The organism is Pseudomonas sp. BIGb0381 (assembly GCF_024809815.1).
GTDB lineage: Bacteria > Pseudomonadota > Gammaproteobacteria > Pseudomonadales > Pseudomonadaceae > Aquipseudomonas.
This window is the reverse complement of sequence record NZ_JANUEN010000010.1, coordinates 1-13,295: the sequence shown is the minus strand read 5'-3', so window position 1 is coordinate 13,295 and position 13,295 is coordinate 1. Positions and strand designations below refer to the sequence as shown.

Sequence of the window (13,295 nt, the reverse complement as noted above, 5' to 3'; positions counted from 1 at the left end):
TCGGTCAGTTGTAGGTGATCGAAACGGTAACTGCGCTGGCCAGGGTGCCTTGGGTGATCGCTGCGCCGGTTTTGTGATACGCCGCTGTTAGGGGGATCACGGCCTTGTTGCTGCTCGTTGCAATGGTCCGGCTGCGCTGGGCGGGGGTACCGTTGGCAGGAATGGCATAAGCGGGAGAGACGCGGTGCAGTAGTTGAAGGGCAGTACCCTTTGACGTCCCCGTATTGGAAAACAGCGCGGCGTTCCCCGTTGAGGCGGTGCCTGCGAACAGGAAAATCACGTTGCGTAAATCCGATTCGCAATCGGCAGAGATCTCGAAATCAAACGCGCCCGCGCTGGAAGTCGCGCCAAAGTCGGAAATCTTGATAGTCGGCAGTGTGATGGTACGGTTTTCGTCGCCGGCAGCCAGGTTGCACGTACCGGCATTGACTTGGCCGGTAAAGCGCAAGGTGCCCGTAGTCGCGGCATGGACCACAGTGGTGGCCAGGCTCGCGGTGATTACCAGCAGCAGGGGCAGGGCTCGAATCCTCATTCCATAATCCTCAGGTTTTTAGTTGTAGGTGATGCTGACGGTGGTGGTGGCGATGAGCGTGCCTTGTCTGACCGTGCCGTTCTGGTGATAGGCCGCGCCGAGCGGCAACACGGCGCGGCCGCCCGAGACCGGCACCGTGCGCGTGTTTTCGGTGCCGTCGGCGAGAATGTTCTGGATACCCCCGCCAATTCGCGAGTACAGCCACAGGGCAACGCCACCGGCACTGCCCGTATTGGCGAAGAGCCGGTCATTGCCCGGTGCGGGGGTTCCGGAAAAACGAAAAGTGACGTTGGATGCGTGTGCGCAGTTTGCAGTAAGTTCGAAGTTACGTTGGTTTGCGTAAGTGGCGTCTTGAAGCGTGCTGACTTTAACGGGGTCGAGGGTGATCGTGCGGTTGACGTCGCCAGTCGCCAGGTCGCAGGTGGCGGCGGGGCTGACAAAGCGCACGGGGTTGCCGAGTCTCAGGGTGAAACTCTCTGGGTGGTTATCCCATCGCCTCACCCAAATGTTTCCGGCGGGCACTGTCTGGCCTGTTACCGGCCCGACTTTATGGAACCTCAGCTCCGCGGCCGTGAAGCTGGTGTAGGGGCCGCTGTATGGGACTTGTTGGTTAATCATGGCAAAGAAAGGATAGAGTCCGCTTGCATCTCGGATGCGCAAGCGTACGCCCACACCTGAAGCCTCGGTCTGATAGATGTTTGGGTAACCTGCAGCCCTTGCTTGGTATCGTCCGATGATCGTCAGTAAAGTGGAGCTGCAATACGCGGTAAAAGCGGGCGCCGTACCACTGAATTCCCGAATGATAATTTCAGCGCCCACCGGGAGACTGTCCGGCACGGTGATTGTGGAAGGAAGGGTGAGTGTGAGTGTGGCGTTCTGATACCTGTCACACGCCGCTTGAGCAGCGATGGGCAGGTTGAACACCAATAGGGTCGAAATGAATTGAATAGAGTGCTTCATTTTTCAGTTCCACGATGAGCGCAAGTTGGCCAGATCATTGGCAAATGGCTGCACGATGAGATCGCCAACGACCTCGCAAGCGCCCCCGTCCAGTTGCAGTAATCGAGCTGAGTCCTTGGCTGGCGTCTTTGCTTCCACTTCGTAGCGCATCCGGCACATCGCCGAATTACTGCTCCCCCACTTGACCGTCAACTTCCCCCGCGGGCGAGACACCCGGACGAAGGCCTTGGCGCCCTGCCCGACAACCCCGACGCTGGCGCCGTCCTCATCGAACACATCCGCACCAAACGGCAGCGGGCTGCCATCCTCGCGCCGTGCCGTGATCAACAAGGCCTGGCCGCTGAGCGTCTCGAACTGCAGTTGCACCACTGCACCGGCGCGCGGGGCGACATTCCGGGCGGCGGTCTTGAGTTCCACGTCGGTGGACAATTCCTTGGGGTCCAGTTCCACGATGTTCTGGCGGTAGGGTGTGAGGTGGGGCACCACCGCGAAGCCGCTTTTCCCGATTTTCGCGCTGTGGTTGCCATTGATTTGTGCGCCTTGGGCGTCAGGCGCCTGGACGATGCCGAGGGTATCGCCGAGTTCTGGGGCGAAGGTCACACCGCCTGCGTGGGCGACAATACCGCCGGTCATGCCAAGCGATGTGGAGCGGTACGCGCTGCTCTGACCATGACTGGCGGACAGTACGCCCTGACTGGTCTGGTATTTCATGTCGGCATTGGTAGCGTTGTTGCTGTCCTGGGTCCGGTTGGCACTGACGCTATAGCTGAACTCACCGCGCTCGCCCACGCTCCCACCCAGGCTGGCGCGCTCACCGCTGCCTTGACCGCCTCGATAGGCCGTGGTGGTCAAGGTCGGCGAGTGGGCGTGGCTGCCCAGTGGCAGGCTCAAGGTGAGTTCCAGTTGCTTGTCCACGCGTTCACTGCGCAGATCACGGCTGCGCTGTGCACTCAGCAGATAGTGAAGGCCCCGCCACGTGCCGCTGTACCCGGTGGTGAAGGTCAGGTTGCCATGGTCGCGATTCCAATAGTGTTGCGAAGAACCGGTCAGGTACACGGAGCCGTTGCTCAGGTTCTGGTTGAGGCTGATGTCCATCCTGTTGCGTAGCCGCGACAGGTTATCCGGGGTCAGCCCGTCGATGGCCAAGTCACGAACGTGTGCCGCATCGCCCACATTCAGGAACCCCTCAGTGGAGTAGCGGTAAGCCCCGAGGGCGAAATGGGTGCCGGTGTCCGTGAAATTCTTGCTGTAGCGCAGTTGTACGCTTCGCCCCTGGCGTGACCCGTGACCTGGTACATGGGCGTTCGAATGGGTCAGGTCGCACGACAGCGCACCCATTGAGGTATTGAACGCGGTACCCAGCAACTGCGATTGGTAGTCCTCGCCAATCGTCGCGCCGGTGTACCCGGTCAGCAGGTTGCTCAGGCCCTGCTGATAAGTGGCCTGCATCAACGTGGGAGGGTGATGCAGACCTATTTCATCCAGTTGGCCAACGCTCAATGCGTAGCGGCGGTGGTCGGGGCGCAGCAGGTTGGCGTTGGCGGCGAACGGCACGATGAACTCGCGCTGGCGGCCATCGGCCTCGGTAATGGTGACGCTCAGGTCGCCTCCATACCCGGTGGGGAACAGGTCGTTGAGGACAAACGGGCCGGGCGCTACAGATACTTCGTCCAATAGCACGCCGCGTTGGCGCACGCTGACCCGCGCGTTGGTCTCGGCAACGCCACGTACCACCGGCGCAAACCCGGTCAGGGAGTCGGGCAGCATCCGATCATCGCTGAACAGGCTGGCACCGCGCAGACGTACGCTATCGAACAGTTCCCCCGGTGTGTAGATCTCACCCGCCATCAGCTGTGACTGCAACCGGCTCACTTCGTGTTGCACGTAGGTGGCGCTGCTTTGATAACCCGAGGCGACCTCTGAATGGCTGTAGCTGCCAGTATGGCGCCAGTGCCAATCGCCAAGGTTGAGTCCGGTGTTCAGGCCCAGGTAGCTGGAGCCGAGTGTGCGCGTACCGGCCTGGGTGGCGAACGTATTGGCGTTGTACCGTACAAAGGCGGCGTCGATCCCGCTGTCCCAGTGCCGCGGGTCGACATAGCCCCGCGCCTTGCGCGCCAGGTAAACCTGCGGCACTTGCAGGTCGAGGCGGTTTTCGCCTGAATCGAATTGGCTGCTGGCACCCGGCAGATAGGTCCCGATCTGCGCACAGCGCGCAAACGGCATGTGGGAGGCCTGATTGAGCTCATTGGAATCCAGGTCAATGCCAAACCTGAGCAGCGCATCGCGCTCCAGGCACAGCTGCGCCGTTTGCTGTCCTTCGACCGCGCTGAAGGTTAGGTTTTCACGCCCGATCCACTGGCCGTTGAGATAAATGTCGGTGCGATAGTTGCCAGGTAGCACGACGTTACCTTGGCCGAACTTTGCAATATCGATCTGCAGGCTGGCCCGGCCACCCGCGAAGAAAGCCGGGTTGAACTCGACCTGTTCTGCGCTATTGGCGGCCATGGCATGGGCGCCGCTCACCAGCAGCAAGCTACGCATCGTCTGCTTTAAACGGGGCCGGCTTGCGAGCCTGGCGGGCGGGTACAAACTCATTTTTCACGTTTCCATAAACCGGGCTCCCCGAATCTCGGCACAGGGCGTCCCTGCCCACTGAATGGGCATCAACCTAAGGTGTGTTCAATAAGGCGCAGCGGGATTGCTACATAAGAACGGTTGTCATGGAGAGACCTCTGCGCTGTGGCGGGTCTTGACCCCAAAGTCGTCGAGCGTCTGGAACTCCACGCTTGCAGCGCTGCCCATCGGGGGGGACAGGCGAGGCAACTCAAAGCGGGCGCGCCCACCTGGCGTCACCATGTTCTCGGCACTCGACGCTGCGGGTTCTCGGACATGACGCCGCCCTGCCACCCGCACTTCGATGCGTTCGAATGTCACGTGGTAAGGCGTGGGATTAAGGACTTCCAGCGCCAGGCCCTGCTCGGTCGAGACAGACCGCCACAGCAGCTTTCCAGGCGCTGCCTCGACCCCGTAAGGCAAGTTCGACGGGCGCCAAAACAACTTGATGCGTGAGTGGAAGGCGAATTGCAACTGATCGCCCGGTTGGCCGCCATGCGATCGTGAGGGCACTTCCAGCACGTTGAACCAGAACAGGCTTTCCTGTGCCGACGGCAAGGCCTCGCCGGTGTAGGCCAGGCGTACAACCTGTTGCTTGCCTGGCTCCATGCGAAAGATCGGCGGTGTGAGAATGAAGGGCGCTGTCGCCAGATCCGGCGTTGAATACTCATCGCCGTTGTCCAGCCAGGCCTGGATCAGCACCGGTGCCTGGTTCTTGCTGTGCAGCCTGATGCTCACCTCGTTGTCGTCCTGCGGGTAAACAATTCGGGTGCTGTTGATGATCACGCTCGCCTGCGCGGTGAGCGTGGTCAACAGCGCAAGCATCAACGCCATGCACTGCAGCGGTAAGTGTGAGCGGGTGGTGGCCGGCATGTTATCGATCATCCTGCGGATGAAGGGTAAGGCGGGCCGAGTGAGGTACTCGGGCGCCAAAATCGCTGACGGTGCTGAACTCGACCGTAGGCGTATCGACCGGCTGATGGCGTAGCAGGGGCAGCACAAACAGTTTCACGTCGCCGGCAGGCATCAGCAGGCTGTCATCGACGGCTTTGTTTGCAGCCTTACTGAACCGCTTGCCGCCGCTCAGCAACTCAATCGAGGCGAGGGAAATATGGTACGGCGTAGGGTTGGTGGCTTGCAGGGCGAACCCCTGTTCATGGGCTACCAGCTTCCATTGCAGCTTCTCGGCGGCGCTGTCGACTGGGTAGGGCAATGCCTGCGGACGCACAAACACACGCAGACGGGTGCGGAACGACAATTCAATCTGGTTTTTCTGTGCGGCGTCGGCGGCGAGCGGAGGTACTTCCAGCACGTTCAGCCAGAACAGGCTTTCGCGGTCGGTCGGCAAGGCGCCTCTAACATAGCGAAGGCGCAAGGCTTGTTGCTGGCGCGGTTCAATGCGGAAGATCGGTGGCGAAAGAATGAAGGGTGTGTGTGCTGTTGCCGGTGTCGAATGCCGGTCGCCCGTGTCCAGCCAGGTTTGCACCAGCGCCGGAAGCGGCCCCTTGTTCTCCAGGCGCACCACGACTTCCTGCTGCTGCATGGGGTAGATCACGCGTGTGCCATGGATGATCACGCCTGCCCGAGCAGGAAGCGGCAGCAGCGAGAGCCACGCGCAAGCAGCGGTAGCAGCCAGCATCAGGCAGGCGATTCTTTTCATCGTTTCAGGCCTCTGGAATGCCTTACTCGGCGTACTCGATCAAAAAGCCCACACGGGTGTTGACCTTACCTTCGGTTGCGGGGCCGCTTGCGTACATCTGCGCAGCCAGTGGGATGACTGCCTGGTTGTCGACGATCACCGCGCCTGCCGATTTCTCGGTGTAGACGTTGATCGGCGTGCCATCGCGCTGAGTCACTTCCACCTGTACGTTCTTGGCGCTGCTGGTGTCGGTCGGGTCGTCGTAGCCGTCGATGTTCAAGCGCCCGGTCGCCACATCAATGGCCGGGCTGGTCGGATCGAAGGCAACCATGGCGGTGCGCCCGTTGGTGCAACTGCCTTCGCCTGGCGCTCCGATACGGATGGTGAAGCCTGTCGGGTTGGCGCGACTGCCAGCGCTTGCCAGGCGTGCCGCCGAGACGCCGCCCAGGTTGACGTCCTTGACGATTGCGCCAGAGCCGGGTGCCGCACCTTCTACCGTGCAAGTCAGGTCGGTCACAAGACCACTGAACTTGATAATGCCATCTGCTGCGTATGCCGATTGTGAGGCGACGGCGGACAAGACCAGGATGGCCGCAACCGTGGAGAGGAGGTTAACTTTCATGGTGTTCCCAGTCGTGATTCATAGGTATGGCCCATCGCAGTTGATAGCACTGATCTCTCGACTGGCGGGGTGCCCTAATTTGTCGCGTTTGCCGAGCGGTATCTATAGAGAACTAACGAGACTCATCTAGTGATCGTTCGATAAGTTGCTTTCAACTTATGTAGGTGTTTTCTGTAGTACTGGGAATTGTCTGTAAGTTATGACTGAAGGACGTTAACTTACTGAGTTGTCGTATTGATCCTGGGCTGTAACTGGGTATACCGTGTATTTAACCAGAGCGATTATGGGGGCGGTGCTGTATTCACTTATATGGGTGTAATTATGGCTACTTCAATATCCACTACGCATACCGTCATGCTGTTGGATGACCACGAGATGGTTCGGCAGGGCATCGAGTTGGGGTTGAGCAAAGAAGCCGACCTCGCTGTGATCGGTTCCTTCGGAACAGGCAGGGAACTGCTGGAAGCCCTTAAGCAGCGGCCGGCCGATGTCGTGGTGATGGACTTTATCCTCGCGCCATCGGACAGCGATGGTCTCAGCCTGATCCAGGTACTGCACCGGCGCTTCAGCACCTGCAGGCTCTTGATTGTGTGTTCGCACTACACGCCTGCCATTGTTTCTTTGTCGTTGAAGGCGGGATGCAGGGGGATTATGGGGAAAAGCCAGAACCTGACGGAGTTGATCACGGCTATCCGAACGGTCGCCCAGGGACGGATCTACCTGCAGCTTTGTATGGTGCCCGCGTTGCAGGGTGTACATTCCGTGTTGGAGGGGGGAAAGATTAAATCGGAAACAGATGTTTCAATACCACTGCGGTTCAACGAGTGTCTGACGCCTAAAGAGCAGGAAGTATTGCGTTGTTTTCTGGACGGTATGTCCGTGAATTCAATTGCGCAAAAGTTTTCGCGTAGTGCAAGTACGATCAGTACGCAAAAACAATCAGCCTATCGAAAACTGGGGATCAGGAACGACAGTGAACTGTTCAAGTTTACTCACCAGCTCGGGCAGCTTGGGTAGTTAATCCTGATCCTCCAGATAACGCAGCGCCAACCGTTCAGTCGCCAGCCGTGCCGATGTCAGCAGGTGCGGTGCTACCAGCATCATGATCTGGTACACCACCACCCGAACCTCGCCCTCACGGTCAAGAATGCGTTGGTAATCCAGGGAAAACAGCAGGGTCATAGTGATCTGTTCCACCAGTTGCCCCAGCGCTTGAGTATCGCTGACCACTTGCCCTGCCGCCTGCAACCTCGCCAGCAAGGATGCCAGGGTGCGTTTGAGCGCCGTGAGCAGGTTGCGAATGCCTTTGGCCAGCTTTGGCAGACGTCCCGCCAGGTTTGACAAATCCTGGAACAGAAACCGGTACTGGGCCATGCGCTCGACGATCAGGTGCAGGAACAGCCAGTAATCCTGGGCCTGCAGTTGCGCGTCCGCCGGTGGGTCGAGCAGCGGCGCCAGCTCAGATTGGAAACGCTCGAACAGGCCAATGACCAGCGGTTCCTTGCCATGGAAATGGTAGTAGAGGTTGCCGGGGCTGATCCCCATTTCATTGGCCACCTCCATGGTCGACACGTTCGGTTCGCCCTTCTGGTTGAACAACTGCAGAGCACATTCAAGGATACGGTCGCGGGTCTTCATCCAGTCTTCTTAATCTGATCGTTGAGCTCAGCGCACGCGCACGTAGGTGCCCGGCGCCGCTTCCATCGGTGGGTAATTCTGGTTGCCCAGGGCAGTGAGGGTCTCGCGCTGTACGCCCGAGCGCTGCTGGATCCACGCCAGCCACTGTGGCCACCAGCTGCCTTCGACGTGGCTGGCGTCGTAGTACCAGGCGCGTGGGTCGCTGCTCATCTTGGGGTTTTCGACGTAGTTGGCCTTGGGGTTGCCCGGGGGGTTGAGGATGCTCTGGATATGCCCGCTGTTGGACAGCACGAAGCGCCGCTCCCCACCCAGCAATTGCGTGGAGCGATACACCGCGTCCCACGGCGTGATGTGATCGTTGATCCCGGCCACGCTGAAGCTGTCCACCGTGACCTTCTGCAAGTCGATGGGCGTGCCACACACCTCCAGGCCACCGGGATGGCTCAGGGGGTTGTGCTTGAAGAAATCGAGCAGGTCGCCATGCAGCGCAGCGGGCAGGCGCGTGTTGTCGTTGTTCCAGTACAGGATGTCGAACGCGGGCGGCTCCTTGCCCAGCAGGTAGTTGTTGATCCAATAGTTCCAGATCAGGTCATTGGGGCGCATCCACGCGAACACCCTGGCCATGTCGCGGCCGTCGAGCACGCCTTGCTGGTAGGAACGGCGCTTGGCTGCTTCCAGGGTTTGCTCGTCGACGAACAACGTGGCAGGGCTGTCGATCTGGCTGTCCAGCAGGCTCACCAGGTAGCTGGCGCTGGAGATGCGGCGCAGCTGGCGCTTGGCTTGCAAGTGGCCTTGCAGGGCGGCGATGGTCAGGCCCCCGGCGCAGGCACCCATCAGGTTGACCTCGCGGGCGCCGGTAATGGCCCGGCAGACGTTGAGCGCTTCTTCCAGCGCCGCCACATAGGTGGACAAGCCCCACTCGCGATGGCGCACGTCTGGGTTGCGCCAACTCACCATGAAGGTTTGCAGGCCGTTCTTGAGGGCGTACTGCACGAAGCTGTTGGCCGGGCTCAGGTCGAATATGTAGTACTTGTTGATTTGCGGCGGCACGATCAGCAGTGGCCTGGCGTACTGTTTTTCGCTCATGGGCTTGTATTGGATTAACTCCAGCAGCTCATTGCGAAACACCACCGAGCCTGGGGTGGTGGCCACGGTCTTGCCGACTTCGAAGGCCTGTTTGCTCACCTGGCGCGGCAGGCCGTGGTTGTGCAGCAGGTCATCGAACAGGTTGCTCACGCCGCGCACCACACTGTTGCCGCCGGAGTTGAGCAGCTCCTTGACGGCCAGGGGGTTGAGCAGGGTGTTGGAGGGCGACACGGCGTCGTTGATCAAGGCGAAGGCAAAGTGCGCGCGCGCGCGGTCGTCGTCACTCAGTGAACTGTCATCGATCCACTGGCGGGTCTGCTTCTGCCAGCTCAAATAGGCTTGCAGGCTACGTCGGTAGAACGGGTTGAGCGCCCAGGTCGGGTCGCTGAAGCGGCTGTCCCGTGGGTTGGGCTCGTGCACGGTTTCACCCAGCAGCACGCGCCCCAGCTGACCGCCCAGGGCCAGGGCGTGACGGGCGGTATGCACCGGGTTGCGCCAGCCGTGGGCGGCAACGCTGCGCAGGGTCGACAGCAAATCCCGACCGCGCAGGCCGGTGATCGCGCTTTGTGCGTTGATGAACGCGGCAGGGGTGGGCGCCGGGTTCGTCACGGGTCTTTCTCGCATGAGCCAACACTCCTTCGTCAAGCCATCAACAGGCACGCCAATTCAGAACCATAGTCGGTTCTGGGCAAGTTGCGCGGCGGTGTGGTCCTTACACCGCTGGTCGCGGGTGAATCACGGCCCGCATGCGCTCCTCCTCGAGAAACTTCATGATGATCGGTGCCACGGCTTCAGCCCGGGTGATCAGGAACAGGTGGCCGTCATCGATGATGTGCAACTGTGCGTTGGGAATGCGCCAGGCCAGCATGCGCATGTTGACCAGCGGGATCAGCGGGTCGTCGTCCCCGGCCAGCACCAGGGTGGGCTGGCGGATCTTGTGCAGCCAATGGATGCTGGTCCAGCCCAGCCCAGCGAACAGCTGCCAGTAATAGCCCAGCTTGCCGGCCGAGCGCACTTTGCTCGCGTGCTCGGCCGCCAGTTTCGAATCGCGGCGGAACGAACCGCCATAAATCATCGGTGCGATGCGCACCACATGGGACGGTTGGATATAACGCCGGGGGCTGGCCATCAGCCACAACACCTTCGGCTTGCCCGGCACCATAAAGGCACCGGCCGCGGTCGCCGCCAGGATCAGCTTCTTGCAGCGCTCCGGGTAGTCGTAGGCAAACTGCTGTGCCAAGGCGCCACCCCAGGACACGCCCACCGCATTTACCTGGCCGTAATCCAGGTAATCGAGCATGCGTGCAGTGAGCTTGGCCAGGCCGGGAAAACGATAAGGCCGGTTGGGCGTCGAGGAACCGCCCACGCCCGGCACATCGAAGGCGATCACTTCCAGGTCCGGGTCCAGGGCCTGGACAAACGGAAACACCAGCTCAAGGTTGGCGCCGATGCCATTGAAGATAAGCAACGGCGTCAAGTGGGGCTTGCCTGGGCGTACCGCCGTGCGGATGGTCTGGCCATCCAGGTCGATGGTACGGAAGATGAACGGTTGCGGCATGCTCAGACCCTGTGAAGTGTTACAGCTGGAATGCAGTCAGTGTGGGAAGGGGCTTGCTCCCGATAGCCGTGTGCCAGTTTCAGATGTTGTGCCTGACACGCCACAATCGGGAGCAAGCCCCTCCCACATTTGAACGCATTTCAATTTAGCGTTCGTGTACGTAAGTCCCTGGGGCGGCTTCCGCTGCGGCATAGGTCTTGTTACCCAAAGTCGTCGGCGCCTTCTTCAGCTTGCCCGCTCGCTCCGCCTGCCATGCCTGCCAGTGCAGCCACCAGGAATCGGTGTGCTTGGTCGCATTCTCCTGCCACTCCAACGGCTTGCCTGCCAAGCCATCGCTGGTCTGGTAGCGCGCCTTGGGGTTGCCCGGCGGGTTGAGGATGCTCTGGATATGCCCGCTGCTGGACAGTACGAATTCCACCTTGCCACCAAACAGCTGAGCCGACTTGTAGCACGACTGCCATGGCGTGATGTGGTCGTTGGTGCCGGCCAGTGAGTAAATATCGGCCGTGACCTGCTTGAGGTCGATCGGCGTGCCGCACACTTCCAGGGCATTGGCGCGCACGAGTGGGTTGTTTTTGAACAGCTCGATCAGGTCGCCGTGGAACGCCGCCGGCAAGCGCGTGGTGTCGTTGTTCCAGAACAGGATGTCGAACACCGGCGGCTCATTGCCCAGCAGGTAGTTGTTGACCCAGTAGTTCCAGATCAGGTCGTTGGGGCGCATCCAGGCGAACACTTTGGCCATGTCGCGGCCCTCCAGCACGCCGGCCTGGTAGGAGTGGCGCTTGGCTGCTTCCAGGGTCTGTTCATCCACAAACAGCGCCACCTGGGTGTCCAGGGTGGTGTCCAGCACGCTCACCAGCAGGGTCAGGGCGTTGACTTTCTTCTCACCCAGCGCCGCGTAGTGGCCGAGCAGGGCGGTGCAGGTGATGCCGCCGGAGCAGGCGCCGAGCATGTTGATGTCCTTGCTGCCGGTGATTGCCGTGACCACATCGACCGCTTCCTTGAGCGCCTCGATATAGGTCGACAGGCCCCACTCGCGCTGGGCCTTGGTCGGGTTGCGCCAACTGACGATAAAGGTCTGCTGCCCATTGCGCAGGCAGAAGCGCGCCAGGCTCTTCTCCGGGCTCAGGTCGAATACGTAGAATTTGTTGATCTGCGGCGGTACCACCAGCAACGGGCGTTCGTGCACCTGTTCGGTGATCGGCTTGTACTGGATCAGCTCCAGCACGTCGTTGCGAAATACCACCGCCCCCTCGGTGATGCCCAGGGTCTTGCCGACTTCGAACGCGCCCATGTTGACCTGGCTCGGCATGCCGCCGTTGTGCACCATGTCCTTGGCCAGGTGCGACAGGCCGTCGAGCAGGCTCTTGCCGCCGGTCTCAAAGAAGCGTTTGATCGCCGCCGGGTTGGCCGCACTGTTGGTGGGCGCCATGGCTTCGGTCATCAGGTTGATCACGAAGTGGCCGCGGCTGATGTCCTGTTCCGACAGGTTGCTGTCGCCGATCCAGTCGTGCAGTTCCTTGCGCCACGCCAGGTAGGTTTGCAGGTAGCGTTTGTAGAGCGGGTTCTGGCTCCAGGCGGGGTCGTGAAAGCGACGGTCATCGCTTTCGGGCTGCAGCTGCGATTTGCCGAACATCACGTTCTTCAATTCAACGCCAAAATGGGCGACGTGCTTGACGCTGTGCAACGGCTGCTTGATGGCTTGGGTCAGCACCATCTTGGCCGAGGTCAGTAAATCCTTTTTACGTAACGCGATGATCGGGTTGAGCCCCAGGGTGTTTTCCGAGGCCTGGCGTTTCAAGTCATCGTTGTTCTTGTTACTCATCTACGACGCTCCATTGTCCGAAAGACGAGTACCGGGTACCGCTGCGCACCAGGTTTCGATACACAACACAAGCCAGGTACTGCGACTCGGGTGACCGTTGATACCGCATCGTCAAATGCAGGGAACTTGCCAGTTCCATTGGTTACCCGAGTTTAATTTTTTTCGCAAGCGGGCCAATCGTTGGCCACGCGACAGGGCATTCAAGCAGATGAAATTAGAAAATGCCCTCTAAAGAGCAAGAGGCCTGAACTAGAGCATTAGCCGCACGACCGATTCACTCGGGTCGCGGGTTTTTCCGGCCGCCTTGAGCTCGACAAGATAATCGGCCCACAACGCATCCTGACGCACGGCCAATTGGTAGAGGTAGTCCCAGGTGAACAGTCCGCTGTCATGCCCGTCGTCGAAGGTCAATTTCAGGGCGTACTGGCCGGCCGGTTCGATCTTGGTCAGGCGCACGTTGAGCTTGCCGAACTGCAGGATAGGTTTGCCATGGCCCTGGACCTCGGCGGAAGGCGAGTGCACCCGCAGCAGTTCGGCGGGCAACCGGTAAACCTCGTCGGGGCCGTAGGTGAGGCCTAGGGTGTTGGAGGTTTTGTGCAGGTTTACAGCGGTAGGAAACTTGGCCATATGAGGTGCTCTTGAATAAACCGGCTTAAAAACGTGGGAGGGGGCTTGCCCCCGATGGCAGTGGGTCAGCTATAGATAAGCTGACTGATCCACCGCTATCGGGGGCAAGCTGAACTGGCCTAATGATTTTGGACACTTCAATCGGGCGCTATGATAGCGCCCAAATCTGAGGTGTTTGGATATGCGTAAATCTTA

General features: G+C 60.2%; 12 protein-coding genes. 1 reads left to right on the top strand and 11 read right to left on the bottom strand.

Annotation, left to right across the window (positions count from 1 at the left end):
• Positions 1-4: 4 nt before the first annotated feature.
• From M2397_RS23315 to M2397_RS23290, 6 genes are all read right to left on the bottom strand, one after another.
• Positions 5-532, bottom strand: a complete 528-nt coding sequence (locus M2397_RS23315; RefSeq protein WP_259244510.1) for a fimbrial protein — start codon at positions 530-532, stop codon at positions 5-7.
• 18 nt (positions 533-550) lie between these two features.
• Positions 551-1,492, bottom strand: coding sequence for a fimbrial protein (locus tag M2397_RS23310; protein ID WP_259244509.1), 942 nt, complete (start codon positions 1,490-1,492; stop codon positions 551-553).
• Positions 1,493-1,495: 3 nt separating this feature from the next.
• On the bottom strand, positions 1,496-4,033 hold the full coding sequence (locus M2397_RS23305) for a fimbria/pilus outer membrane usher protein (protein WP_259244508.1): 2,538 nt from the start codon (positions 4,031-4,033) through the stop codon (positions 1,496-1,498).
• A 177-nt stretch (positions 4,034-4,210) separates the two neighbouring features.
• Positions 4,211-4,939 carry a molecular chaperone gene (locus M2397_RS23300; RefSeq protein WP_405046498.1) on the bottom strand — a complete coding sequence of 243 codons (729 nt, stop codon included), beginning with the start codon at positions 4,937-4,939 and terminating at the stop codon, positions 4,211-4,213.
• 40 nt (positions 4,940-4,979) lie between these two features.
• Entirely contained in the window at positions 4,980-5,765 is a 786-nt protein-coding gene (locus M2397_RS23295; protein ID WP_405046495.1) for a molecular chaperone, read from the bottom strand.
• A 22-nt stretch (positions 5,766-5,787) separates the two neighbouring features.
• Positions 5,788-6,366, bottom strand: a complete 579-nt coding sequence (locus M2397_RS23290) for a fimbrial protein (protein WP_184745474.1) — start codon at positions 6,364-6,366, stop codon at positions 5,788-5,790.
• A 354-nt stretch (positions 6,367-6,720) separates the two neighbouring features.
• On the opposite strand from M2397_RS23290, the gene M2397_RS23285 reads away from it, so the two are divergent.
• On the top strand, positions 6,721-7,383 hold the full coding sequence (locus M2397_RS23285) for a response regulator transcription factor (RefSeq protein ID WP_259244506.1): 663 nt from the start codon (positions 6,721-6,723) through the stop codon (positions 7,381-7,383).
• Here the strand turns inward: M2397_RS23285 and M2397_RS23280 are convergent, their stop codons facing one another.
• From M2397_RS23280 to M2397_RS23260, 5 genes are all read right to left on the bottom strand, one after another.
• Positions 7,384-8,004 carry a TetR/AcrR family transcriptional regulator gene (locus M2397_RS23280; RefSeq protein ID WP_131696870.1) on the bottom strand — a complete coding sequence of 207 codons (621 nt, stop codon included), beginning with the start codon at positions 8,002-8,004 and terminating at the stop codon, positions 7,384-7,386.
• A gap of 27 nt (positions 8,005-8,031) precedes the next feature.
• The gene (gene phaC / locus M2397_RS23275; protein ID WP_131696869.1) at positions 8,032-9,714 is read right to left on the bottom strand and encodes a class II poly(R)-hydroxyalkanoic acid synthase; all 1,683 of its coding nucleotides are present in this window, start codon (positions 9,712-9,714) and stop codon (positions 8,032-8,034) included.
• A gap of 88 nt (positions 9,715-9,802) precedes the next feature.
• A complete protein-coding gene (gene phaZ, locus M2397_RS23270; protein WP_027605018.1) occupies positions 9,803-10,648 on the bottom strand; it encodes a poly(3-hydroxyalkanoate) depolymerase in 846 nt (281 codons plus the stop codon).
• A gap of 145 nt (positions 10,649-10,793) precedes the next feature.
• Complete coding sequence (gene phaC / locus M2397_RS23265; protein ID WP_259244505.1) at positions 10,794-12,473, bottom strand: class II poly(R)-hydroxyalkanoic acid synthase; 1,680 nt, start codon at positions 12,471-12,473, stop codon at positions 10,794-10,796.
• Between the two features lie 249 nt (positions 12,474-12,722).
• Positions 12,723-13,100, bottom strand: coding sequence for a DUF971 domain-containing protein (locus M2397_RS23260; protein ID WP_259244504.1), 378 nt, complete (start codon positions 13,098-13,100; stop codon positions 12,723-12,725).
• Positions 13,101-13,295 lie beyond the last annotated feature (195 nt).